This window comes from Dyadobacter sp. HNCC25DJ184 (assembly GCF_056895215.1).
Genome location: NZ_JBXHAQ010000014.1, coordinates 136,322 through 162,541, shown reverse-complemented (window position 1 = coordinate 162,541; position 26,220 = coordinate 136,322). Strand labels below are relative to the sequence as shown.

Sequence of the window (26,220 nt, the reverse complement as noted above, 5' to 3'; positions counted from 1 at the left end):
TCGTTTTCCTATAGACCACAAAAAACTACTACTCGCAATCGTTGTTCGATGAGAACGAATTACCGGAAAATTGCGAGTTTTATATGTGTTATGAATTAACTAACTATTAGCGATTTATGAAAAGAATATTGTGTTTGATGGTTTCGGCTTCTCTATTTTACAGTTGCGCCACGAAGACCTCGAGCAACACTGCGAATGTCAGAGCCAACCCTTTACCAGATAGTGTAAAGATTTATACGCTCCAACCTAACGAGATTCTTCCTCCAAATTCAGAATTTATTGAGGAAATCGAGATGGGAACATATCGGTCATCGGCAGGGTGCGGATATAAAAAATCAATGAATTATGCACAGTTTACTGCCAGGCAAATCGGCGCTAATTTGGTTCAGTTTACGCAGGTGAAAACACCAACATTTGAAAATGCATGCTATCAAATCAAGGCCAAGTTGTATAAGAACTTCGACGAAGCAAATTTGACTGAATTCAAACATATCAGGGCAACTGCCAATAAATCAACCCTTCCGAAAGATGCAGACTATGCACTGGTTCATTTCTACCGACCTAAAAGTATCAATGGTGTTGCCCTCTCCTACCACATCAAAATGGACGATAGCACGGTGGTGGGAAAAGCATCCAATGGGGCAACTTTTGATTACAGAGTCACGAAGTTTGGCAAGTACAAATTCTTCGGCAAAACGCAGAAGCAAGATGCAGTGACGCTCCAAATCGAAAAAGGACAGGAGTACTATATAAGATGTAGTTTGGCCAAGGGCACCTCCATATCACTACCTGATATCTACGTCATTGAAAATTACGTTGGAAAACAGGAGATGGCAGAATTGCAATAATTCTGACAGCTAATGATAATTTAAATCCATATTTAACAATTGTTTATCACATCAATACTCACCTTATGAAACTCTTTCTAAAACTTCTTATCTGCTCTCTCTTCGCGTTGCCGGTGATGGCACAGCAAGGCATAAAAATGACGTGATACTCCAGCTAAATGGAGAAGAGCTTGCCGGAAAAGTAACAGAGATTACCGATAATGCCGTCAAATTTGTTTACGCTGGGGAAACGCTTTCATACTCGATAAAGAAAGCCGATATCCTAAAAATCACCTATGCCAGTGGAAGGATTGAAGTTTATAACAAACCTGCACTTTCATCCGGTGGTGGGCAAAACAATGCCACGGCACCTGCCTCGGGTGGACTTTCAGACCATCATAATAAGGTAGCCATTCTACCATTCTCCTTCACAAAAGACGGACAAAAAGCTGCTGACGAATTGAGTAATGTTGTTCAAAGTGCCTGTTATTCATTTTTGGTAAAACACGCCGGTGTTTTGACAGTTATGGACACACGTACTACGAACGCAAAACTGATTAAGGCGGGTGTTACGCGGGAGAATATTCAGGGGTATACAATGGACGATATCTGCAATATTCTTGGTGTCGAGTTTGTGGTTGACGGGTCGGTTTTATTAAACAAGGTCTCAGAAACTGCCTTAGCGTCAACCGGATATAATGATAAAACCAAGGTAAACCAGAAGGATATAAAGAGCACAGGCTACAGTTCTTCGACCGCGACCAACTATGAAAATTACGAAACGACAATTAATATAGAAATCTATAACGATAAGGGCAACAATATGTTCAGCCAATCCAGAAAATCATTCTTCAAGTCGCAGGATGCATATCAAAGCGCATTGGAATATGTGTTGAAACGCGCGCCTTTGTACAGTAAGTAATATATTAAACGTCTACAATAACGAACGATTCGAGGTCAATTATAAAAGCTCCTCTCAACCTGTTCATCTGGTTTAGAGGAGCTTTTTGATTTGTTCCGTATTGTAAAACTTTCGGTGCCTCAAATAATTAGTACTGGAATCTTACGGATATCCCGGTGCTCAAAGACGCGATGTGGAATGACGACGTTCCTGTCGCCAGGTTTCCCAGCCGAGCTTCCATTTTTCTTTCGCAGAACTAAAGTCCGCAAATAAGCCGATGGAAATATATTTAGAAATCGTCCCTCTAAACTGTGCCCCAAGCAAATAGGTAAAAGCGGTGTTAGAAGAAAGGTCAAGAACATCACTGTATACCACATTTCCCTGGGGGTCTCTAACATCAATTTTAAATGAATTGACATTTGTAAACATCACTCCCAAACCACTTTTCAAATCCAGATTCAATACTTTGGAAAGTGGAACCGTATAGTGCGGGCCAACTAAAACCATGATCGGCTGATAAGCGGCCGACTCGATTTTTGTGGGATATCCCAATTGATTTGTAAACTCCTTTTCCATCGCCACGTTGTTCATGTTATTTTTTTGGTAGCTAAACCGCGAACCAATCGTAAGGCCTTTTGGAAATATTTCTAACCTTGAGTTGTTCTCCAGCAAAACTCCCCACCCTGCCTCTGCATACCCACCATCGCCGAAATTTGAAGAACCATATTTACCCAACGGAATGCTACGGAAAAATCCGATCGTTTGTCGTTCCTGACAGACACCCGCCAGACTGAGAAAGCAAAAGAAACAGGTAATAAAAATTTTGGTCATGGATTCGTTTTTTGTGATGGCTAAGACTACGCAGTAAGGTCAGAGCCTTGGCATTTTCGTTTATATCAATGTTCTACTCCGCTTCAAACTTCATCGTTTATAAGTCAAGATAATTAATGGATACAGTTATATCAAATTAAAGAATCGTCAGCAGCCCGGAATTTGTCGACATTTCTTGGGAAATATACGGAACCAAGTTTATTCTAGTGTCCGGTTTTTTATATACTAATTCGATAGATTATATATTTTTATTTTAAAAACTGCGTATTTTTGGTTTCAGACAACACGATCAAAATCTGGCCGAGCAATCGACAGATACTAAACAAAGCTCAACCAAACCTTCTAACTCTTAATGGTTCCCGATTGATCTATATAATTTCAACACCGATCCCTACGAAAAACCAACCTTGCCGACAACGAGCCGCAAAAACTTTTGGAGCTGAATAAATTACTAATGACCTATATCCAGCAGGGTGGACAAACACTCTGGCAAAAACCTGATCAAAAATGGAAAAACTGAAAACCTTACTCTTTGCTTTTTTAATACTGAGTTTTCAAGATGCAATCGGACAAGCCGCCGGGAAATCCCCTAATTTTATTGTCATTTTTACAGACGATCAGGGATATGGGGATCTGAGTTGTTTTGGCCACCCGTCGATCAAAACACCCAATATCGACCGTATGGCATATGAAGGTCAGAAATGGACCAATTTTTATGTAGCAGCCAATGTTTGCACACCTTCGCGATTTGGTTTGCTGACCGGAAGACTTCCTGTGAGAGCGGGAATGGAAGGACCGGATGCAAGGCGTGTATTTTTTCCCGACTCCGAAGGCGGCATACCTGAGACGGAATTAACCATTGCTGAATTGCTGAAAACCAAAGCATACAAAACCGCCTGTATTGGGAAATGGCATTTGGGCCACTTGCCGCAATTTTCGCCCAACGCTAATGGTTTCGACTATTATTATGGAATTCCGTATTCCAATGATATGGATCGCAATACGAAGTTCCCATACGAAAGGTTTCAGCAATCGAACCCCGATATCAGAGGATTTAACGTGCCGATTTTGAGAAACGGTGTAGAAATCGAAAGGCCGACGGAGCAATCTACGATCACGAAAAGATATACCGAAGAGTCAGTCAAATTTATAAAGGAGAACAAGTCGAAGCCTTTCTTCCTTTATCTGGCGCATAGTATGCCGCATATACCGTTGTTTGCCAACAAAGACTTTGAAGGAAAAAGTGACAGAGGGCTGTATGGCGATGTCATCGAGGAAATTGACTGGAGTGTAGGGCAAATTTTTAAAACCTTGAAGACCGAAGGCTTGGACAAGAATACCTACGTTGTATTCACAACGGATAATGGGCCTTGGCTAATATTCGGTGAAAACGGCGGGTCGGCAGGCCCGCTATATGGCGGCAAAGGAACAAGTTATGAAGGTGGCCAGCGTGTACCATTTGTGATATGGGGAAAAGGCGTAAAGCCGGGAATCGTCACGAAAATTGGAAGTACACTGGATCTCCTACCCACCATATCAGGCCTGGCTGGAGTAAAATTACCAACCGACCGAAAATTGGATGGCTTTGACCTTTCGCCCCTGCTGCGCGGAGAAGTTTCGACTCCGAGGGATGTGATGTTTTTCTACCACGGAACCCAGCTTTTCGCAGTAAGAAAAGGAGCGCACAAACTGTACTTTTTATCTAACAATCCGACCGGATATCCACCCAAAATAGAGAAGCTGGAGAAACCCACGCTGTTCAACGTTTTGACCGATCCGTCCGAAAGATTTAATATCGCCGAAGCAAATCCTGCCATCGTCGAAAGTTTAAAAAAAATAGCGGAAGAGCACTTGGCTGGTGTTGAACAAGTACCTAATCAGCTGACCCGGGTTACGAAAAAGTGACGAGCAAAACGGGTTCGGTTGGGTGGTGATAGGTTAAAATGGGCTGAGGTTGTAATCAATAGTGATTCATTAAATAACTAATTATTTAGTTTTTTAACTATATAATTAGTTAATTTAGTGAGTTATAATTGCTATATGACTCAAACTTATTATCTGATCATTAATTCACGTTGGCTATGATACGGAACTATATCACAGTTGCATGGCGTAATCTGCTGAAATACAAGGCGATTTCCTTCATCATGATTTTTGGATTAGCCTCTAGTGTAGCAGCTTTCCTACTAATTGCACTGCACATATTCTCCGAGTTTAGCTATGATGAATTCCATATCAATTCCGAGAAGATCTATCGTATCCGACTGGACGATTACAAACAGGGCGTTCTGACAAATAGCAGCGTGATCAGCTATTTCGCGGAAGCTCCGGCCATAAAAGAAACCTTTCCTGAGGTAGAAAATTTCGTTCGGCTACATCGGGCAGACGGCATGATCAGCTACCGGAAACCGTCGGGCGAACTGGTCAGTTTTCACGAGAAAAAAGCATTCTATGCTGATTCATCTTTATTCAATGTATTTTCATTCCCGTTGCTAAAAGGTTCTGTCAACCGGGTGCTACGCAGGCCAGAGTCGGTTGTGATTTCAGAAACGATGGCCCATAAATATTTTGGTCAGGAAAATCCTATCGGCAAAACGCTTCGGTTAAGTACCGACTGGCAGGGAGGCGACTACGTAGTGGAGGGTATATTTGCTGATATTCCGGCAAATAGTCATATCCATTTCGATTGTGTTTTTTCGATCCAGAATCTTCTCAAAAATGAGCAGTTTGCCAATGGAGGCTGGTACTGGACAAATTTTTATACATATCTGCTCCTGAGGCCAGGCAGCTCGCCAAAAGAACTAGAACGCCGACTGTCCAGTATTATCGAAAAACATATTGGTAAGCAACTGAAGAAATATAAGATCAGACAAACGTTCGTTTTACAACCACTTCGTTCCATCCACCTGCATTCCCAAACAGCCACCGAAGTCGAAGCAAACGGAAAAATTGTTATCGTTTTTGTACTCATCCTTGTTGCTTTACTGATTTTGGTGATTGGCTGGTTAAACTATATCAACCTATCCACGGCCAGAGGTATTGAACGGGCAAAAGAGGTTGGGCTCCGCAAAACGTTGGGGTCTGAAAAACGACAATTGATTCAACAGTTTTTTATTGAATCCCTGGGTATCAATCTATTGTCTGTGTTGATAGGGTTCGGTCTTTTTTTCTTAGCCCAGATCATCTTTCATGACTGGTTTCAGGCCACGAATGGCTTTTCCATGGTCCGGAAGCCCTTATTTTGGATCCTTTCTTTAGCGGTGGTTTGTATTGGGTTCGTTCTTTCCGGGTTTTATCCCGCTTTTATCCTTTCCTCGTTCAGACCAATTGCCATTTTAAAAGGGTATTTACCTAAACAAGCCGGTGGGGAATCGTTCCGTAAAGCCTTGGTGGTGTTTCAGTTTGCAGTTTCGATTTTCCTGATCATTGCGACGCTGGTCATTAATCAGCAGCTTAATTTCATGCAGAAGCAGGATTTAGGCATGAACATCGACCAGAAGCTCATCATTAAAGCGCCCAAGGTGTTACGAACAGATAGTTTTAGCAATGACGTTCGCTTTTTTAAGGATCTGACTTTGGCGCATACGGATATACAACAGGTGACGGTTTCCTCCGAAGTTCCGGGGCAGGAAATTTTCTGGACAGACGAATTGCAGCGGTTCCATGAGGCTGCTGCCGATTACAAACTATGCAGCATATTGGCTGTCGACGAGGATTTTATCCCGACCTACCAAATTCAATTGTTGGCGGGGCGAAACTTCAATAAAGACTTATTACTTGATAACGACGCCATTATTATTAACAAAAGCGCGCTAAAGGTTTTTGGCTTCGCAACCGCCGAACAGGCAATCAATCAGGAAATTGGAAAGGTAATACCCAAAAAGATTATCGGTGTCGTAAATGACTTCCATCAGCAATCGCTTAAAATGTCAACGCGCCCTATTATTTTTCAGCATATTCCCTGGAATAGCAGCTTTCTAACGATTGCGTTGCGTGGCAATGACATACGCCAATCAGTAGCGATGCTCCAAAAAGCCTATCAGGAAGCTTTTCCTGGAAATGCGTTTGAGTTCTTTTTCTTGGATGATCATTTCCAGCAACAGTATGATTCCGATGAACGGGTAGCCACTCTGTTCAGTTGGTTCGCAATGATAGCGATTAGTATTGCCTGTTTAGGTCTTTTGGGTCTGGCCATGTTCACGGCTAAAAATCGAACAAAGGAAATTGGTGTTCGAAAAGTGCTGGGAGCCAGCGTTGGAAATGTTGTAATGCTATTATCCAGAGATTTTCTTAAGCCAGTGGCTTTGGCTATTTTACTAGCCTCGCCCGTTGCCTGGTACGCTATGACTTGGTGGTTACAGGATTTCGCTTATAAAACTGAGATCAGGTGGTGGACATTTATAATAGCCGGTGGGCTGGCCATAGGAATTGCCTTGGTAACCGTAAGTTTTCAAAGTGTCAAAGCAGCGTTGAGGAATCCGGTCAAAAGTTTACGTGGCGAATAAGTTGCTTCAAAACCTTTTCAACTCATTCCCTTATCACTTTGTGGTTTGATATGGCGCCGGTATCACTCGTGATGATCACAAAATATACACCGCTTGACAAATCGCTGAGATTCACAATATCAAAGTCAGGCCCGGTATTTTGCTTTTTCCTGTCATATAGAACTTTTCCCAGCGGATTAATCAGTCTAACATGGTCAAGCGATTTCAGGTTATTGCTTCTAATATATAACATCCGCGGAGTGGGATTTGGTAAAAGAACAATATCCAGGTCGAAGTCAAATCTTGCCAACCGTATTTCACTGAATGCGGAGCTGCCATCTCGGTCAATCATTTTCAGGCGATAGAACTCAGCTAAACGGCTGACATCCTGACGTTTTTTTTGTCCAACCTTTACCGATGAAGAATTTTTGTCTTGTTTGCTCATTCAATTCATCCTGCTGCAATAGAAGTCAGCTATTTTTGTACCTTTACACTAAATTACCCATAGACTAAATATACTATCTCATTGCGTTATCTGGTACTCCTAACCTTCTTTACAATACTGGGGAATCACCGGGCGTTCTCTCAAACGGGCGATTCACTAACGCGCACACTGAATATAGACTTTGAGGTCAGACCAAGAGCCGAGTACAGGAATAATTTTATGTGGACACCCGCAGATTCGATTATGCCTGAGTTTTTCGTTACGCAGCGAAATCGATTTTTAATCACTTATGCCGGTCCCAAGCTTAAGGTCCATATGTCGCCGCAGGAAATTCATGTATGGGGCAAATCCGGAAAGTTTTCAAGCGTAGGCAGTATCAACGCCTTCGAACTTTACATCGAACCGACGCTGAACAGGCATTTTTCATTGCGAATTGGCAGGCAAGCCTTGTCACTGGATAATGGCCGGCTGTTTTCTGCCGCACCATGGGGTCAGCAAAGCCGGGCCCACGAAGGTGTTCGGCTTTTTTACAAAAACAAAATAGCGACGGACCTTACCCTTGCATTTACCAGACCATATGGTAACCATTTCGATGCTGCCTATTCGCCCGTCGCTTCCCATCAATACAAATATTTAGCAGTACATTATCTTAAAGTCAAACTCAACAGATCCTTTGACTTGACGACGATCAATGCCATGGACGTTTTTAAAGTTGCGAATATGGATGGTACATATCACGAACGGTTCACGAGCGGCGGGCGACTGGAATATACCAACCGAACATTTTACGCCACTGTAAATGCCTATTACCAGTTTGGCAAAAATAGCGGTCCGAAAAAGATCAAAGCTTATTATATCCAACCGGAAATAAGCGTGAATGTTGAAAAAACGATACTGAGATTCGGGGCTGAGATTTTGAGCGGGAATAAAGAAACGGTGGGAGGTGATGTCACAAATTCATTCGTTCCCCTCTATGGAGTTGCATGGAAATTTATGGGAAACATGAACCTCTTCACTAAATTCCCGGCCGATGTTAACGACAACGGACTTATAAACCCTTATCTGTTTGCGCTTTATCAGGTTAGCAAGAAATTATCCCTTCGTGCTGATGCGCATCTATTCTATTCTCAGCATCAACTCAGCGAATCCGGGCAGACCCTGACCGGAAAATACCTCGGATTTGAAAACGATATATCCTTGAATTTCAAACCCATCGATCGCGTCGAGATCATATACGGTTTGTCATACACTTTTGCGGAAAAACGGATGGAGGCATTGCACAAGGTTCCTGACACGAGTAAAGTTCCGGTTTGGAGCTACCTCATGATTTCTTACATACCCAGACTGCTGCATAAGGAAAAAAGGGTTTTGAGATAGCGCTTCTTCCTGCACAAGCTCCGATCCTGGAAGAAATATTTACGATCTCTTAAAGTGCCATCCTCAGATTGCCAGCAAATACATCCGGAAGTGGGCTAAGTTCGATTGCCTTTGCCGCCTTTTCAACATCGTAATTTACTCTAATGAATTCCACATGAATGGCATTTTGATCGCTGATTCCAGCCCCTTGATCAATGGTAAGCATGGCGTAGCATGCTCGTGCATCGCCATCTTTAGGTTTCCCGACAGACCCTGTATTAATCAGGTGACGGAAATGATCATTGCCATTTTCTCCGGAATTAATGACACGGTGATATGGCTTGTGCGAATGACCAAAACAAAGGATATCAGCGTTGAACTCCCTCACCATTTCCAGCATATACGGTTCCGGCAGTTCTTCCAGAAGATATTCATTTATACTACGAGGGCTTCCGTGCACCATAAGAAGATTGAGGCTGACATTTTTCAAATGGAATTCAAGCCGCAAATGTCTGGGGAGTGTGAGCAGGTAATCCCGCTCTTTTTTACCCACTAACTGATACGCATATTCGCTGTTATTCTCGGTGCTGCATTCTCCTTCGAAATTGGGAGTTTTGGAGACTTTGAGGTCGTGGTTGCCTGCAATGGTAGCTATTCGAAGCTTGCGAATTAAACTGATTACCTGATTTGGCCATACATTATACCCTACCAGGTCGCCCAGGCAATATACCGCGTCAGGCTGTTGCTTTTCCAAATTTTCAATCACTGCTTCAAATGCAGGAAGATTGGCATGGATATCAGACAATAATGCAATTTTCATGAATTAGAAATCGAGGTCTTGTAATATTTATCCCGAAGCCAAAAAGCCACATTTACCAAAGCTATTAAAGCAGGAACTTCAACTAACGGCCCTATCACACCGACAAATGCCTGACCTGAATTGATACCGAAAACACCAATTGCTACCGCAATGGCCAACTCGAAATTGTTTCCGGCGGCTGTAAACGCGATAGAAGCATTCTGGCTGTAATCCGCTCCGAAAGATTTAGCAAGAAAGAAGCTGACCAGAAACATGATTGCAAAGTAAATCACAAGCGGCGTCGCTATCAAAAGCACATCGCCCGGTAGCTGCACGATAAGTTCTCCTTTCAAACTGAACATAAGAATGATCGTAGCAATTAGCGCAACCAAGGTTATGGGTGATATCAGCGGAATAAACTTCTTTTCATACCACTCTTCCCCTTTAAGGGCAGTCAGGCTCAAACGGCTGATTACTCCCGAAGCGAATGGTATACCCAGGTATATGCCCACACTTTTCGCGATTTCAGTGATGGTAATATTAACCTCCAATCCTTTTAATCCAATTAATGGAGGCAGTAGGGTGATAAAGAAATAGGCATAAAAACTATAAAGCAGAACCTGGAACACGCTATTGAGTGCTACCAGTCCGGCGGCATATTCCCTGCTTCCTTCAGCCAACTCATTCCAGACCAAAACCATGGCTATACACCTGGCAAGCCCTATCAGTATTAACCCGATCATATAGTCAGGATGGTTTTGTAAGAATACAACTGCCAAAATAAACATGAGCACAGGGCCGATGATCCAGTTTAGAACCAGAGAAGCCGTCATCACTTTTGTGTTTCGGAATACTTCTCCCATCTTGTTGTATCTTACCCTGGCCAAAGGCGGGTACATCATCAGGATCAGCCCAACTGCAAGTGGTATATTGGTCGTCCCGCTGGAAAACTGGTTGATATATGCAGGGAGTGCGGGAACAAAATTGCCAAGACCTACTCCTACTGCCATGGCAAGAAAAATCCATAACGTCAGATATTTATCCAGAAAGCCAAGTTTTTTGCGCTTCGCTGCTGGCGCACAGTTGATTGCCGACATATTCGTTTATGTAATATTCTCTTTAACAAACTCTTCCGAATACTTCTTGATCATTTCCCGAACCGAGCGGAACTGTTCTTTTACATATTCCTCGGTTCCCACAGCTTTCGCCGGATCGGGAAAATTGTGATGGAATTTTTTCGCATCAGTCGGAAAGTATGGACAGCGCTCCCTGGCATTATCGCACACCGTTATCACAAAGTCGAAGTCAATGTCTTTGTATTCGTCAATGTTATTGGATGTATGCTTTGAGATATCTATTCCATCTTCTGCCATGATCGAAATCGCCTTTGGATTGACACCATGCGTTTCAACCCCAGCACTATATACGGTCGCTTTGTCTCCGGCAAATGCTCTTAAATACCCTTCCGCGATCTGGCTCCGGCAACTGTTGCCGGTACATAATACTAATATTGTTTTCATATTTGTTTTTAATTTGAAAAGCTAATTGCCCTAAGGCCAATAACTATTCAATTCCTATAATTTTACTTCGTCTTTCCAAGAGATTGACATTTCGCCAAACCCCTTTCATTTTTCCTATATTCTCACGGTATCCTATGACCCGGAAATTATTCTTGACATGCAAGTTTATACTGGTCAGGTTCTCGGGGAATATTCCTGCCTGTAAAGTCCAGTACCCCTTTTTCTCACTTTCACCGATCAGGTGTTTTAATAACATATCACCTATTTTCTGTCCTCTGAAATCGCTTCCGATATACACACTCACCTCCGCGACCCCGGCGTAAACGCACCGGCCCGAAACCGGAGTCAAGGCGGTCCATCCTGCGATTTCACCTGTATCCCTGACGGCGACAAAACGAAGATCAGGGATATGCGACTCGTCCCATACTGTCCATTCGGGAGGACTGGACTCTAGCGTAGCTTCGCCAGTGGCAATTCCCTCGGCATAAATTTTAGAGACAAATGGCCAGTCGCCCGGCTTCATGGAGCGGATCAAGATCATAGGGTTTTCTTTTGAAAATTATTAACAACATCCCCCTCCAGGCGTGCAAACCAATTCCTCGGCACCGACGATTTGTAGTTCTTTGACGTCTGGCTTGGCTGCTGTATCAACCTTGCTTTCAGAACCACAGCAAGGTGCAGCGGCTGTAGTCGTTCCACAACTTTCGTTTCTGGTCAATGCTTTACACTGCGTAAAATCCGGAACAAGATTAACTGTGAATGAATCTCCATCCGTTTGAAATTCGCCAGGATACATTTGACGTGTATCGAATTTTGAATTACCAAATTCGATTTTCACGGTTGCCTTAGGATTCAACGGAAGCGATTTTTCGACGAGATTGATAATCGATAAGGCTTTGCCGACTTTCATCGCCCTGTCTGTTTCAGATATGGATGGCTCCCATAATTGCACAATCACTTCCGTCCAGCTATTCATCACTCCGCCGCAATCAACCGATACGATGGGTGCTTGTTTGATCTCGGTTATATGATAAGACCCATCCACATATTGCCCTTCGGCGTACTGAAATTGAAGCACCTTGTCCGGATTTTCCAGGAGAGCGCTCTTAAAAGATTGCCAATTCATTGAGTTGTAATTATTCATTGCTATATTACGATTAATTGGAACATAAAAAAATCTATCAGTTCTTAACTGCAGCAAGAATCCGCCACTTGCGTTTCAAACAATTCACCAAAAATAGCCTTCGCCTCTTGCCAGACTGCTTCATTGATACAATAGCAAACCCTCGGCGGATTGATCTCACCATGAATAATACCAATTTGTTTCAATTCTTTTAGATGCTGAGATACAGTAGCCTGCGCTAATGGCAAAACCTCTACCAAATCTCCACAAACACACGAATTCACCTTCAATAAATGCTGAATGATCGCAACCCGGGCAGGGTGCGCCAGCGCCTTCGCCAAATCAGCGATTCGATTTTGTCTCTCGGTAAAAACTTCTGTCCTGGTAACTCCCATGTGTCAAAGGTAATAAGATTTTTATTTATCGCAATAATACGATAGATTTTTTTTGCCATACATCAAGGAAGGATCACACAAGGAGCTTTTTATAAATCTGTTCCCTCTATGTTTTAGCGCCTTAGCGGTGAAGTTTTGACTCAACTATTAAGGAGATAAGGAACATTGAGTCTTAACTTTTCTTAACGCCTCAATGATGAAAATACAAAAAAAGAACCCCAAGGTGCGTTAAAAACACCATTGGGGCTCATTGAACTTTAATTATTGCTTACTTATTCCACCACAGGTAGGTTGTGATATCGTCGTTACCCTGCGCTTTTACTGCGTTCTGGTAGTTCGCCAGATTTACACTTTGCTCCTTTACCGGATAGTACAATCTCAAAGGAACGCCTTCTCCAAAAAGAGGCTGAAATTTATATTGAATCGTCTGACCATCCACTGTTCTGTTCCAAACTACATCGCCGGGTTTTACAAGATAAGTGGGATAACCAGTTCGACGGATTTCGCTCCATGCTTCATCACCCTGCGTATAAAGCGCCAGATATTTCTGGTTCAAAACATTTTCCTTATCAGCCTTGGGAAGAGCCGCCAGATAAGTTGTGATATCTGCCTGAGATACACCCCATTTTTGCAAAGAAGCTGTTACACCATCAATATATGCCTGCTGATCCCAATTTTTATATTCAGATATCAGGAAGGAAACTTCAGCAAACTCCTGCAAAACCTCCCCGTAATTCGAAGCATTTACGACAGTTCCAGGGAGACTGACGTCGGTCGCTGTCAGCAAGCCAGCAGCCGCAACGGGCAATCCGTATGGCTGACCAACATATTCTCCAGCTGCATTCTTGATTGCATAAATCGGCAACCTTGGATCCTGCACTTTAACTGTTCCCAGCTGACCTTTCAGCACATTAATAATGATATGAGAAACCGCAAAATCCTTACGGTTGGCTGTCACTGTTGCGCGGTAAAGCGGTGCTTCGTTCGGTGCAAGTGTCTGATACTTGAATATCGCATTATCTGCATTTGAAGTAAAAACACCTTTTGCCAGCGCGTCTTCAAAGTGAGTGTTCGATTCCGCAGGAAGTTTAGTTCTGATACGCGTTGCGATACGCAGGCGAAGCGAGTTTGCCAATTTAGCCCATGACTCGTTTTTTCCTTTGTAAATTACATCGTAGCTACCAAATGTATTCGCTGTTTTGTATTTAATAAGCGTGTCGCCTGCCGCTTTCAATTCATTCAGAATATCCTGATATATCTTTTGCTGACTTGCATATGCCGGACTAAGGTTCTCCGGAGTTTGCTGCAACGCCTGGAATTCAGGATCAGGGTTGCCATAGGATTGATACGGAATATTGCCAAAAACGTCGGTCAAACCCTGAAAAACATATGCTTTCAAAATCCTTGCAATCGCGATCTGATTCTGGTTGGTCCCGGCTACACCCGCCGCGGCTACATCTTTTTTCGTTGGATCAGTATTCAGAATGATGATCTCGTTCAGATTGTTCAACGCTTTGTAGGCATTGCTCCAGTAGGTATCAGAATATGAGCGGGGTATATCGTAACGCGATTGATCGCTGTATATATTCTGGCTATAATACTGGGCAAACAAGACAGAGCCCCGCAAGGAGATATTTTCGTTACGAATATTGTCGATGACCTGTTTTTCAGCTGACAACAATATAGTTGTTGTAGTCACATTTGTTGGCCGGTTCGGATCTTTATTGATATCCTCAAATTTGCTGTCGCTGCATGATGCGAGCAATGTTACCGCGCCAATCGCGAGAGAAAAAATGCTTTTTTGATATATGAACGTTTGCATGATATTCAGATTTTAATCTTGATAAATAGCGCCTTAAAACTTAAAATTCACATTAAGTCCGTAAGTGGCTGGCAACGGAATATTTCCACCCTCCACACCTTGAATGTTACCACCGCTACTCGTGAATTCCGGATCGATATATTTGCTGGCGGTATATACATTCACCAGATTTCGTCCATATACTCCAAAGTAGATTTGCTTCAAAGCCTTGGTTGACAACGGCAAACTATATCCGAAAGTAACCTCTCTCAATTTCACAAATGTTGCGTCGAAGATTGTCTGAGGTGTCGGACCGCTATATTCACCGCGCGCCCATGCTTGTGCGGTAATTCGTGTGTCGTTTGCGGTGATATTGCTCACCGAATAAGTACCGTCGGAGTTGTAAGTTACCGTTCCTTTTACGCCATCGAGAATTACACCATTTTCACGAACGTTATTGGCCGCGGTCTTGTCAAGAACCCCCGCATACATACCGACTTTATAAGTTTGCGAAAAGAATTTCCCTCCCACTCGACCATCGATGAGGAAGCCAAGATTGAAGTTTTTGTATTTGAAACTGTTCTGAAACCCGAACAGATATTTCGGCAGAACACTCCCCAGTGGGGTCAGCTGCTGTCCGCGATCGTAAGTTCCGTCCGCTTTGATTACCTTTTGTCCATCTGTTGTATAGATGAAATCGTTACCAAGAATTTCTCCATATGGGCGGCCTTCACGCGCTACCAGCGTAACGAGACTGTTTGTTAACTGAAACGTGTTCACACCCGGCGCCAGTTGAATAACCTTGTTGCGGTTCCGTGACCAGTTAAGGGTAGTATTCCATTCAAAACCGTTCTGACGAATCGGTGTAGCGTTGAGCGTAACTTCAATCCCTTTATTGTTGATTTTACCCGCATTGATCACTTTGGAATCGTAACCAAAAGCAGAAGAAACCGGGATATTGATGATCTGGTTGCGGCTCACGTTATCGTAATATGTAACATCCAAACCAACTCTGTTTTTGAAGGCCTGAATAGTAACACCTGTTTCCCATGAACTTGTAATTTCAGGCTTCAGCGACTGGTTATTCAGCTGAGTTGGAAGTTTGTAAGAAGGCAGTCCGTCGAAAGATTGGCTTGCTTCATACGCGCGCTGCAATTGATAAGGATCCGTGTCATTACCAACCTGCGCCCAACCCAGACGAACTTTTGCAAAATCCAGCCAGGCGATATCTTTCACACCATTCAATTCACTCAGAATCAAACTCGTTGTCAATGAAGGATATGCGAATGAATTTTTCCCGATTGGCAATGTGGATGACCAGTCATTACGAAGGGTACCATCTACGAAGAGCAAACTTTTCCAGCCAAACGAGAAACTTCCAAAAATGGAGTTGATCTGTTTTTGATATGCATTGGAATTCACCAAAACCGAGCTCGCATTTTTAAGATTGTAATACTCAGGAATGATCAATCCACCTTGCGTCACAGCATCGCTGATCCGACGTTTCTGGTTCATAATATTTCCTCCGGCATTGACATTCAATGAGATATCTCCCCAGCTCTTGTTTGCAGAAGCCAATAACTCATAATTAAACTCGCTAAAATTGTTGTTGTATTCCTGATACTGCGACTGCGTACGTGAATATACAGCGATACGGTCCTGATATTGATATTGGTATATATCTCCATTCACTTTTCCGCTCAGTTTCAGCCAACTATTCACGTCATAAACAATACCTACGTTACCATAAAAACGATCACGATTCTCGTCCATATAGCTTTGATATGCAGACCAGTACGGGTTGTCGATAAACTTGGCCGCCTCCCCTGCCGGTGTATTCTGATAGCCGCTTCTGTTCCACAAAATCTGCGTTCCGTCAGCCCTTTTATAGTTTTTCAACTTGTCATAATCCACCTGCACCTGTCCCCATTGAAATGCTTCGAGGATAATGTTACGGTTCGTTGCGCCTGTCCACGGACGGCCGGTTGAAGTATTTTTGATATAGTTGAAATTGTTATAAATCTTGACCTTACCCAGTTGCGACGATCCCGAAAAATTGATCGAATTCCGTTTCAGAGACGAATTAGGAACTGTACCGCTCACGTTTTTATTGGTATAAGATAGTCGATAAGTGGAGTTTGCATTTCCACCGCTGATCGCAAGACTGTTCGTGTTGGCCACGCCCGTTTCAAAAAAACTGTGAACATCGTTTTTAGGATAACTCCAAGGCTGGGGTTTCAGATATTCCGCAGTATTTTCCGGGTCAAGGTTATACCAGTGTAACACCGGCGTTCCGTCCAGTTTCGGCCCCCAGCTTTCATCCACTGCATACTCAACAATGTTGAAATCTGTTCCGCCGATGTTCGCTTTTTGGAAGGTACTGGAAAAACCACCGCCATATAACTTCTGACGAGCTGGCAGTCGAACGATCTTTTCAAACTCGACTCCCGTGTTCAACGTTACGTTGACCTTGCTGTTTTCTTTTCCTTTTTTAGTAGTGATCAATATTACCCCGTTGGCGGCTCTCGTACCGTAAAGTGCTGCTGCAGAAGGCCCTTTCAAAACCGACACATTCTCAATATCATCGGGGTTCAGATCCTGGATCATATTCCCAACGTCTTTCCCACCACTTCCCGCACTGGTCGCCGCGCTGTTCAAATCTGCATTGTCGATCGGCGTACCATCGATTACATATAAAGGTTGATTGTTTCCTGATATGGAATTGATCCCGCGCAAAAGTACACGAGAAGAACCACCCATATTACCGCCTGAAGCAGTTACCTGCAACCCCGCCACTCTACCGGAAAGTGCGCTCAAAGCGTTGGTCGGCCTGGTTTGCAGCGCCTCGCTTTTGATCTCCTGTACAGAATAACCCAGGGCACGCTTTTCGCGCGAGATGCCCAAAGCGGTAACCACCACCTCGTTCAGCACTTTAGTATCGACCTGAAGAGCCACATTAATTTCGCTGCTGTTCCCGATAGTCACGTCCTGAGCCAGATAGCCGATAAAAGAGACCACGAGCACAGAAGCATTGTCATCCACATTAAGACTAAATGCACCATTCACGTCGGATAATGTACCGGCAGAAGTACCTTTTACAGCCACCGAAGCACCTGGAAGTGGCGAGCCGTCACCAGCATCGGCAATTTTTCCTGATATAACCCGCTGCTGGGCACTGACGTATCCTGTCATAAGAAATGTCAGTATCAATAAAAAGAGGAGTTGTTTTTTCATATTTGCATTTTTATTAGATTGGTGAGAGCTACTAATTTAAAAATAAACTTTTGTAAGTATTAAAACACACGGGACGATATTAGCAATATCGGAAATTATTCAATATTTTATTCTGTTTTATACACCATACAGACGACATATATTATGCATTTCAAATATTATTCTGCAAACATATTAAAAATGAATTAAAAGTCATATAATCTATCGATATTATAGAGTAAATACTTCAATTTGTCTTATTTTTAGAATTTGAATTCAGGAGAAAAATCAAAAGCTGATCGGACAGCGCTAGGTTTTCATCAACCTTTGAGAACCAATAACATATATGGAGGTCGCGATCGGGTCGGATATATGTCAAAAAACAGCCGAGTGTTCGAAATTGCTCGAATCGGTCGTTGATTTATAGGAAGTATGCGATTATTTGAATACTGAAAATTGGGAATAACGCCATGTCACCACCGAGTGCAAATCAATGCTACTTCGAGCCCCCCTTCTTAATATACTTCTCTGCAGATTGATCCAGCATTGCTTTCACTTTATTGTAGTAAGGTTCAGCGATTTTACTCGGTCTGATATCCCAGCCTTTGTCATAGTTCACAATGCATGAGCCTATGAAACTGCCTGTTGTTTCCAATACAACCGGATCGTAAATGAATAGCTTGAAGAGTCTGCCTTTATCTATTCCGTATTTGGCTGGCAGCTTTAAGACCATCGCCGAAAATTCGTATCTGCCCACTACGCCGGTTATCCAGAATGCGCCGGCGGTGTTTGGATCAGGTGTAAGTTCTTTAAAATCAGCACTGATCTCGCTTTCCTTGGGGGGGATGATATCTGTTCTCTGCTTACTTAAATATTCATCAATGGCCCTGATTGCGTGCTCGCGTGTGTCCAAGCCATCCAACTCACTCAGCTCCTGAAGCCGCTTGCTTTGGGCATCAGTAAGCCTGATGCTTTTAGGAAGTCGTTTTTGTTGGATCATATGGCTATTAGATGAGTTTATCTCAAAATTACATCCCTTTGGAACACTTGGCCATCAAAATCACGGAAATTGCATTTTCATTGGCAAATTTAGATTTATTCCTATTACAATCTGGAAACTGAGAATGTAAGAAAACTCACTATTAATAGCACTCAGGCACATATTTTGCTTCGGTAAAAATCAACACCAAAACGATTGGATAATGAGCTCACACATTGAATTTCTAAATCCGGATGAACTGCTGAAAAATCCGGCGTTTTCGCAAGTTGCGATCACAAAAGGAAGGGGAAGTACCATCTATATCGGCGGTCAAAACGCGATAACCAGCGACTTGAAAATAGTCGGAAAGGGCGATATCACCGCGCAAACGGAATATATACTGGGCAATCTTGAAATTGCCTTGAAGGCAAGTGATGCAACATTAGATGACCTCTTTAAACTGACCATATATATTGTGCAAGGCCAGGATGTACGGAAGGGTTTTGAAGGTGCTCAGAGTTTTCTGACAAAACTGAAAAACCCTCCCGTTGTATCTGGTATCGTCGTTGCCGGCTTGGCCAATCCCAATTATCTGGTTGAAATTGAAGCAGTTGCTTTCAAGGAAGAAAAATAACCTGCGATTACCTTCATATCAGATTCTTGCCATGAAAGGATCTGTTACGCTCTCCTTTCCGGTTTCAACGTGCCCTGCATATCGCCTGATTTCTCCCGACTGGTCGATTTGGATACTGATGTCATACCAATTGTGATGCTTGCCCAGTTTCATGGTGCCGGTGGATTTACCGCCAGCCACCATTTTCAACTTTAGTGGCTTATCGCCATAAACATTATCAACCAAAGATATATCGGTCAGTTTTCCACCATTATTGCTCACGGTGAATTGCAAATCACCTGAAGGTTTTCCCGCTTTGTCTTTATGATATGCACTGGTTACGATAATATCTGAGCCCCGCGCATCACCTGCAAACTCACGAAAAAATCCATTAGGGCCATATACCCTTAGATGATATTTACCGCCTTCGAAATCTGAAACCTGCCAGGTCTGTTTTAAAGTATCGCCCGCTTTAACTGCGTAATTCCAAACTCGTGACTCTTCATTTTGATACGGGTTCATGGCATAAATAATAAACGGAGCCCCGACGGATTTTTCTCCAAAAATCTTATTTCCAGCGTGCATTGTCACTTCAAAAGTTTTTTTGTCTTTGGATAAATTGCCATCTACATACAGCTCATATGGAATAGCGCACGAGGGCCGCGTGCCCGGTTCCTGCTTCGGCAAGTAGGGGCTGATCGATCCATTCTTATTAATCTCCCCTATCTCGCTCGATGATAACGCCTTAAAATTCGAAGGCGCATCGCGGAATTGTGCTTTATGGATGGTCATTACAAATTCGTCACGATTGACAGGTTGCGGCTTTTTGTAGGTCGACGGATCATATGGATGAAAAACGGAACTGATATTGCCGCATATGGTTCGCCTCCACTCTGATATGTTGGTTTCCTTTACCGTTTTGCCTGATTTATGGCTCGCAAATTCTTCCAGAAACTGAATTATAGATGTGTGGTCAAAGACCTGAGAACAAACTTTGCCTCCTCGCGACCAGGGTGAAGCAATGACCAGCGGCACCCGGAAACCCAGTCCGATAGCACCTTCCCGTGCGTTCGGCTTAGGCACTTGCGACTCATCCTGTTCCAGTGTTACATATTCAACTTTTATATCTATGCCATCTGAAACTTTTCCGGAATCTGGCTTAAACGGATTGGGAATCGAAAATGGCGGTACGTGGTCGTAGTATCCGTCGTTTTCATCATAACACAAAATGAAAATTGTCTTCTTCCAAACCTCAGGATTCTTTGTCAGGATATCAAGTGTTTCGGAAACGTACCAAGCGCCGTACCAAGGTGCTGATGGATGATCGGAAAAATTCTGAGGCGCAGCCAGATAGGAAATTGCGGGCAATTTCCCCTCATCAACATCTTTTCGGAACTGATAAAAAATATCACTTTTCGGAACCTGTACTCTTCTCTTTTCTCCGTTTTCCTCATATGTTATGGTGCTCAATTTGAGATAATCCGGGTCCTCGCGGTTGGAAACAAAGGCACGATGGTGCAAATCGCGTTCCGCTACCGAGAATTTTTTAAGATTTTCTTCACTATATTCGGCAAGGTCAGCTTCATATTTTTCGAGCAGATCTAACTGATTATCGTAACTTTTGGAAAGTTTGATTTTTTCATCAACAGAAGCGGTAGCCAGCTTTTCCTTTAACTCCGGCAACTCTTTTTTCAGCTTTTCAACCTCCAATTTTGCATAATGGATATAGTCCGCAGACGATTTGACGTGATATTGTTCATATCTTTCAAGGGGATTACAACCAAAATTACTTAACCAGGAACCGAGCCCGGGATGAAATTGCATAATCGCGCCCACTTCATTTTGATAGAATTTCCACGCTACATTAGCCTCTTGCAGACGCTCCGGAAATGATTTCCATTTGACAGGCTTGTTAATAGAAAAATAGCTGTTCCGCACCACGGCCAGCGAATTAATATCTGGATTTTCACGAATCGTTCCTGACCACAGAAAATAACGGTTTGGATGTGTCGGAGTCATTGACGAGCAAAAATTCTGATCACATACGGTAAATGCATCGGCGAGCGCATAGTAAAACGGCAAATCTTCGCGGTCATAATAGCCAAGGGTGAGCGGCATATCCGAATATTCCTTGTGCCCGGACCTTTTGGAAATCAGCCATTTATCGTACTTACCTCCATTATAAGCATCCACCTGCGATTCACGCGAATGTGGGAGATCGTGCATCCAGGTTGCTTTGGTATTTTTAATATCTAATCGAAAAGGCGCATATGTATCTCCCTTTTTATCGGTCTGAAGCCACACTTTATTCTTGTTCGGCAACGAAATTGCCCGGGGATCATTGAAGCCGCGAACTCCCTGGAGTTTGCCATATGTATGGTCGAACGAACGGTTTTCCTGCATCAAAATAACCACATTTTCGGCATCCAGATAGGTAGTGCCCGGGTCGGGATGAATGGCCATGGCGCGTTGCACCGATTCCGGCAAAAAACTTATCATTCCTGCGCTGCCGGTCAACATGGCGGCCTTTTTTAAAAATTCTCTTCTTGAATCCATGGAAAACTCTGTGGTTGTTCGACTACCAAAGAAAGCAAATTGGACAGTTTCGATACTTAGTATTAATGATATGATAACAGAAAGATTACAATAGCCTCTTTACGTTGGCACAGCGTATTGAAATCATTGATCTACCTGAAATCTCACCGATATACCCCATGAAATCTTTCATTTTCTGGCTGTTGCTTCTACCCTTTCACCTGTTGGCTCAGACTGTGCCTGACCAGAAATTTATTCAGGAAGTAGTAACCATCCATTCGCCTAAAGATGGATTTCCAGAAGGAAAAGTCTCCTGGATAACATTGAAAAATAATCAGCCAATAGCGCTGGTTGGAGAAAAATCGGTGCAATTCAGCAACGGAAAATGGGTGACGGTTCCCAATGAAAAAAGAGCGTCAAAACCCGACTTACCTGCTATGCTTGGGCCACAAGTTCTGTCGACCGTACCCTATCTGGATGGATATGCGATAGGCTGCAAAGACGGATTGTATTTTTATAAATCCGGAAAGGAATCGGAAAGAATATTCCCGAAAAATGCTAGGTACAACTGGTCACTTCGAAATGTGGCGGCACTGGCTGTCGATTCGAAGGGACGTCTTTGGTTTGGTGCGGAAGAGGGAGTTGGATATACAGATGGAAAAACATGGAATTTATTTACGGGCGAGGAAGGTTTACCGTATAATCAGTTCACTTGTGCCGCGGCCGGGCCAAATGGAATTGTTTGGTTTGGCACAAAAAAAGGCGCTATTGAAGTTGACAATAACGAATTCAAATATCGATTTAGTCGTCGATGGCTGCCTGATGATCAGGTAAATAGCATTGCAATAGCACCAAATAACGGGTCGGTTTGGATCGGGACGAATAAGGGTGTGAGCCAAATTGTTCCAACAAAATTGTCACTCGAAGAAAAGGCGAGAATTTTCACGAAGCAAGTGGAAGAGCGTCATAACCGAATGGGTTTTATTGCGCAAAGTCATCTGAAAGAACAGTTTAATGTAGCCAGTTCTGAGGTCGCAATTTCCGATAATGATGGCATGTACACTGCTATGTATGGTGCCGCGCAAGCGTTCAGATATGCAGCAACCGGCGATCCGGAGGCAAAAAAACTGGCTGACCGCAGTTTCAAATCCTGCAAATGGCTGGTTGATATTTCCCATGAAAAGGGTTTTCCGGCGCGGGTAATTATCCCCGTCGACTGGCACGAGCCTGTGAATGAGATATATAGCCACGAGGCTAACCTGCGCCATCAGCAGAATGATCCGATGTGGAAAGACATATATCCCCGTTTTCCAAAAAGCAAAGACGGGAAATACTACTGGAAATGTGACACGAGCTCAGATGAGTTGGCAGGGCATTTTTTCTTCTATGGGATTTATTATGATCTGGTCGCAAAAACTGAAGAAGAAAAGCAGGCCGTACGTGACGTGGTTGGGGATATCACCGACCATTTAATTCGCCACGGATATAAGCTGGTAGACCACGACGGGAAGGTAACACGCTGGGGTGATTTCTCGCCGGAGTATTTCAATTCGGTATATGGTTACGATCAACGGGGCCTCAACTCGATGATAATGTTGTCGTTTTTGAATGTGGCAAAGCATGTTACGGGCGACAAAAAATATGATCAGGAAGCAAAAATTCTGCGTGATAAATACAACTATCATATCAATGCTATGCACCCGAAGGAATTTTTCCCGCCTGAAAACGTCGTTCCCTGGGACAATAACCTGTGTCTGATGAGCTTTTACGGTTTGCTTAATTACGAGACAGATCCTTCATTGATATTGATGTACCGCCAGTCGCTTGAAATTGCCTGGCAGCATATCAGCAAGCAAAAAAACGCATTCTGGGATGCCATATATGCTTCGCTTGCCAATGGCTTTACCCGGCAGGCCGACGAGAAAATGTTTGAGAACAAAGGCCTATTCCCTGAAAACAGACTCTATGCCAGCAAGGTGGTCAAAACGTATTATAAAGGAAATCACCACCCCGAATTCATCCTCGAAAACCTGCAGAAAATTCCGCTGGATCTGATCGGATATACCATGGACAATACCCACCGACTGGATGTAGTTTTCGATACTTCCCCTATGCAAAAAGAAAATATCGGATGGCGGGTTGACAGCTATGCCTTGCCGATCGACGAGCGCGGCCATGTGCGTCAGGATCGTGATGGATTTGCTTTGCTGGCCTCCGAAGGAGATGGTCACGAGGAACATGAAGGTACGTTCTTTCTTCTGCCATATTATATGGCATATTATCACGGATTGCTGAAATCGGGTGACACGAAATAATAAAGCAGCGTTTCTCAATATCTTCGAAGCTTTCGGAACGGGGCCGGATTCAACTATTTTAACTTTCCTCTCGCGCTCGCAAATGTATGTGCGAGAGGCCCCATACCTAAACCGGCCAATCTCCCTCTCCGCCGCGTCCCTTTGGGTATATCAGGAACTGAGTTAAATTGTTTGACGATTTGGTTCTTGTTCACGCATTCTCATCAACGAGCTATTGAGTCATAGGCAGAACATTACTAACATTGCTTGTACTGTTGGAGTACCCCATACTGATGTTAAAATTCCTGCTGTTGAGGCGTTCCGTACATAAGAAAGTTGGCGGCCACACCGTGACCGCCAACCTCAAAAACTCTTGTCTCTAACTATTTTGACTTATCCAGACTTTTTACGTGTTCACCATGTGCTTTGATAACCGGTAAGGTCTTGTCGATAAAGGCTTTAAGATCCGTGTCTTTCACATCTTTCTGCGCATCCTCGAAAAGTTTCACCGTCTTATCGTGATCTTTCTTCATCTGCGATATGTAGGCTTCGTCAAAATCCTTTGCACTCTTCCCGCCCAGATCCGCAGCATCCTTTTGCTTTTCTTCATTTGGCGCCGAAGGAAGCGTAATATTTTTACTGGCGGCTAGTGCCTTTAGTTCATCATTTGCTTTCGAATGGTCTGTTATCATTTGCTTTGCAAATTCTTTCACTTTAGGATCAGTGGCTTTTTCCACCGCTATTTTGCTCAATGCAACTTCTGCCATTCCACCATTCGCTGCTTCCACTACAAATTTAGCGTCGTCTTCTACGCTGGCAGATTCAGAATCCATAGCATTTGAGTCGGCGCGCGCCTCGTTAGTACTGTCGGCGAACTCGGTTGTGTCTGTCGCTTCAGTCGACTTTGGCCCGCAGCCATATAACATTGCTACGGTAGCAAGTGTCATAAATATTGGTATGTTTCTCATTTTTAACGAATTGTTTAAGTGGTGATAAAATTTGCTGCGCCGTACAATGTCGTCACAGATACCACCTAAACATAAAAAAGCGTGCCCACTTGGATCTAGTGGTTTGGCTCACATCCCGGTTCGTCGCTCTTTCAAAACCGATCCATATTGGGTAATTTCTGCATCAATCGCATCAATAATAAGTAAATTTCGGATGACGGGCTCGGCGATGGCCGCAATAGTCCGGACTCCTTTGATATAAATTATCAACTACTGAAACACTGGTGTCTGTAATTTTGACGGAATTATTACCTTTAAAATCGCAGGAGAAAATATTCAAACCGAACATGGAAGCGAAGGAAAAATTAAAAGAACATGTGGCCAAGTTAACTACCTTAACAGACGACCAGTTTGATTATTTCTTTTCACATTTTAAAAGAGAATCATTTAAAAAAGGCCAGGCGATAATTACCGAAGGTGATCATGTAGAGCGTGAATATTTTGTGATATCAGGTTGTTTGAAGACTTTCTATATCAACGACGATCTGAAAATGTTTATTCTGCAATTTGCCATGCCAACATGGTGGGCGTCAGATTACAACGCGCTGTATAACAATACAAAAGCGACCATTAACGTAGACTGCGTGACGGACGCCGAGGTGCTCTACATCACCAACAGCGACCGGGAAAAGCTTTGCAGTGAAATTAGCACCGTTGAGCGTTTTTTTAGGTGGAGAACAAACAAGGGATATGTTGCCGCTCAAAAAAGACTTCTATCTTTTATGAACAACAATGTAAAAACCCGTTATGAAGAGCTTCTCAAACAATATCCCGAACTTTACAATCTGGTTCCTAAAAACCTTATTGCTGCGTATTTAGGTGTTTCAAGAGAAACGCTCAGTCGCCTGTATCATCCCTGAACAGAATTCAGAAATCCGGTTTCCGAAGCTCCGGTAAGCCGACTTATTCAATCTCCGCCAATCGCAGACATATAGGTCTGGCGTAGCCACCACTTATACATTTAGAGTCGATATTTAACTCTTCAGAATAACTACCGGTATTCCCCGATAGCGGCCTCGTCTTGGGCGCCATTTCCATAGATTCCAGTTCTTGATATAAGACGATCTGATCATTCTGACAATTCACTACCCATAATC

Annotated in this window: 21 protein-coding genes; 8 read left to right on the top strand and 13 right to left on the bottom strand. The window is 43.3% G+C overall.

Annotated elements, in window-relative coordinates:
- The first annotated feature begins 116 nt into the window (after nucleotides 1-116).
- Both AC1XUD_RS20260 and AC1XUD_RS20255 read left to right on the top strand, forming a co-directional pair.
- The gene (locus AC1XUD_RS20260; RefSeq protein ID WP_483362844.1) at nucleotides 117-848 is read left to right on the top strand and encodes a hypothetical protein; all 732 of its coding nucleotides are present in this window, start codon (nucleotides 117-119) and stop codon (nucleotides 846-848) included.
- Between the two features lie 142 nt (nucleotides 849-990).
- Nucleotides 991-1,749, top strand: coding sequence for a hypothetical protein (locus AC1XUD_RS20255; RefSeq protein WP_483362843.1), 759 nt, complete (start codon nucleotides 991-993; stop codon nucleotides 1,747-1,749).
- 159 nt (nucleotides 1,750-1,908) lie between these two features.
- On the opposite strand, the gene AC1XUD_RS20250 is transcribed toward AC1XUD_RS20255, so the two are convergent.
- Nucleotides 1,909-2,559, bottom strand: coding sequence for a hypothetical protein (locus AC1XUD_RS20250; RefSeq protein WP_483362842.1), 651 nt, complete (start codon nucleotides 2,557-2,559; stop codon nucleotides 1,909-1,911).
- 507 nt (nucleotides 2,560-3,066) lie between these two features.
- Between AC1XUD_RS20250 and AC1XUD_RS20245 the strand changes: the two genes are divergently transcribed.
- Together AC1XUD_RS20245 and AC1XUD_RS20240 are read left to right on the top strand one after the other, a co-directional pair.
- A complete protein-coding gene (locus tag AC1XUD_RS20245) occupies nucleotides 3,067-4,464 on the top strand; it encodes a sulfatase family protein (RefSeq protein WP_483362841.1) in 1,398 nt (465 codons plus the stop codon).
- A gap of 176 nt (nucleotides 4,465-4,640) precedes the next feature.
- The gene (locus tag AC1XUD_RS20240) at nucleotides 4,641-7,064 is read left to right on the top strand and encodes an ABC transporter permease (RefSeq protein WP_483362840.1); all 2,424 of its coding nucleotides are present in this window, start codon (nucleotides 4,641-4,643) and stop codon (nucleotides 7,062-7,064) included.
- Nucleotides 7,065-7,086: 22 nt separating this feature from the next.
- Here AC1XUD_RS20240 and AC1XUD_RS20235 read toward each other — a convergent pair whose 3' ends face one another.
- On the bottom strand, nucleotides 7,087-7,488 hold the full coding sequence (locus AC1XUD_RS20235; RefSeq protein ID WP_483362839.1) for a T9SS type A sorting domain-containing protein: 402 nt from the start codon (nucleotides 7,486-7,488) through the stop codon (nucleotides 7,087-7,089).
- Nucleotides 7,489-7,803: 315 nt separating this feature from the next.
- On the opposite strand from AC1XUD_RS20235, the gene AC1XUD_RS20230 reads away from it, so the two are divergent.
- Nucleotides 7,804-8,865 carry an alginate export family protein gene (locus AC1XUD_RS20230; RefSeq protein ID WP_483362838.1) on the top strand — a complete coding sequence of 354 codons (1,062 nt, stop codon included), beginning with the start codon at nucleotides 7,804-7,806 and terminating at the stop codon, nucleotides 8,863-8,865.
- Nucleotides 8,866-8,914: 49 nt separating this feature from the next.
- Here the strand turns inward: AC1XUD_RS20230 and AC1XUD_RS20225 are convergent, their stop codons facing one another.
- From AC1XUD_RS20225 to AC1XUD_RS20185, 9 genes are all read right to left on the bottom strand, one after another.
- The gene (locus tag AC1XUD_RS20225) at nucleotides 8,915-9,664 is read right to left on the bottom strand and encodes a metallophosphoesterase family protein (RefSeq protein ID WP_483362837.1); all 750 of its coding nucleotides are present in this window, start codon (nucleotides 9,662-9,664) and stop codon (nucleotides 8,915-8,917) included.
- A complete protein-coding gene (gene arsB, locus AC1XUD_RS20220; RefSeq protein WP_483362836.1) occupies nucleotides 9,661-10,740 on the bottom strand; it encodes an ACR3 family arsenite efflux transporter in 1,080 nt (359 codons plus the stop codon). The genes AC1XUD_RS20225 and arsB overlap by 4 nt, the downstream gene beginning before the upstream one ends.
- A 6-nt stretch (nucleotides 10,741-10,746) precedes the next feature.
- Nucleotides 10,747-11,163: an arsenate reductase ArsC gene (locus AC1XUD_RS20215; protein ID WP_483362835.1), complete on the bottom strand. Its 417-nt coding sequence runs from the start codon at nucleotides 11,161-11,163 to the stop codon at nucleotides 10,747-10,749.
- A 43-nt stretch (nucleotides 11,164-11,206) separates the two neighbouring features.
- On the bottom strand, nucleotides 11,207-11,704 hold the full coding sequence (locus AC1XUD_RS20210; protein ID WP_483362834.1) for a GNAT family N-acetyltransferase: 498 nt from the start codon (nucleotides 11,702-11,704) through the stop codon (nucleotides 11,207-11,209).
- Between the two features lie 21 nt (nucleotides 11,705-11,725).
- Nucleotides 11,726-12,289, bottom strand: coding sequence for a DUF6428 family protein (locus AC1XUD_RS20205; RefSeq protein ID WP_483362833.1), 564 nt, complete (start codon nucleotides 12,287-12,289; stop codon nucleotides 11,726-11,728).
- A gap of 62 nt (nucleotides 12,290-12,351) precedes the next feature.
- Nucleotides 12,352-12,681 (bottom strand): ArsR/SmtB family transcription factor, encoded by a 330-nt coding sequence (locus AC1XUD_RS20200; protein WP_483362832.1) that lies wholly within the window; start codon nucleotides 12,679-12,681, stop codon nucleotides 12,352-12,354.
- Nucleotides 12,682-12,949: 268 nt separating this feature from the next.
- Nucleotides 12,950-14,503, bottom strand: a complete 1,554-nt coding sequence (locus AC1XUD_RS20195) for a SusD/RagB family nutrient-binding outer membrane lipoprotein (protein WP_483362831.1) — start codon at nucleotides 14,501-14,503, stop codon at nucleotides 12,950-12,952.
- A 33-nt stretch (nucleotides 14,504-14,536) separates the two neighbouring features.
- The gene (locus tag AC1XUD_RS20190; RefSeq protein ID WP_483362830.1) at nucleotides 14,537-17,716 is read right to left on the bottom strand and encodes a SusC/RagA family TonB-linked outer membrane protein; all 3,180 of its coding nucleotides are present in this window, start codon (nucleotides 17,714-17,716) and stop codon (nucleotides 14,537-14,539) included.
- A 475-nt stretch (nucleotides 17,717-18,191) separates the two neighbouring features.
- On the bottom strand, nucleotides 18,192-18,695 hold the full coding sequence (locus AC1XUD_RS20185) for a DUF7678 domain-containing protein (protein ID WP_483362829.1): 504 nt from the start codon (nucleotides 18,693-18,695) through the stop codon (nucleotides 18,192-18,194).
- A 202-nt stretch (nucleotides 18,696-18,897) separates the two neighbouring features.
- Between AC1XUD_RS20185 and AC1XUD_RS20180 the strand changes: the two genes are divergently transcribed.
- Complete coding sequence (locus AC1XUD_RS20180; protein WP_483362828.1) at nucleotides 18,898-19,308, top strand: RidA family protein; 411 nt, start codon at nucleotides 18,898-18,900, stop codon at nucleotides 19,306-19,308.
- Between the two features lie 18 nt (nucleotides 19,309-19,326).
- Here the strand turns inward: AC1XUD_RS20180 and AC1XUD_RS20175 are convergent, their stop codons facing one another.
- Complete coding sequence (locus AC1XUD_RS20175; protein ID WP_483362827.1) at nucleotides 19,327-21,843, bottom strand: phosphocholine-specific phospholipase C; 2,517 nt, start codon at nucleotides 21,841-21,843, stop codon at nucleotides 19,327-19,329.
- Between the two features lie 158 nt (nucleotides 21,844-22,001).
- Between AC1XUD_RS20175 and AC1XUD_RS20170 the strand changes: the two genes are divergently transcribed.
- On the top strand, nucleotides 22,002-24,137 hold the full coding sequence (locus tag AC1XUD_RS20170; protein WP_483362826.1) for a hypothetical protein: 2,136 nt from the start codon (nucleotides 22,002-22,004) through the stop codon (nucleotides 24,135-24,137).
- Between the two features lie 362 nt (nucleotides 24,138-24,499).
- Here the strand turns inward: AC1XUD_RS20170 and AC1XUD_RS20165 are convergent, their stop codons facing one another.
- The gene (locus AC1XUD_RS20165) at nucleotides 24,500-25,084 is read right to left on the bottom strand and encodes a DUF4142 domain-containing protein (RefSeq protein WP_483362825.1); all 585 of its coding nucleotides are present in this window, start codon (nucleotides 25,082-25,084) and stop codon (nucleotides 24,500-24,502) included.
- 326 nt (nucleotides 25,085-25,410) lie between these two features.
- Here AC1XUD_RS20165 and AC1XUD_RS20160 point away from each other — a divergent pair, with 326 nt between their 5' ends.
- Nucleotides 25,411-25,983: a Crp/Fnr family transcriptional regulator gene (locus tag AC1XUD_RS20160; RefSeq protein ID WP_483362824.1), complete on the top strand. Its 573-nt coding sequence runs from the start codon at nucleotides 25,411-25,413 to the stop codon at nucleotides 25,981-25,983.
- The last annotated feature ends 237 nt before the right edge of the window (nucleotides 25,984-26,220 follow it).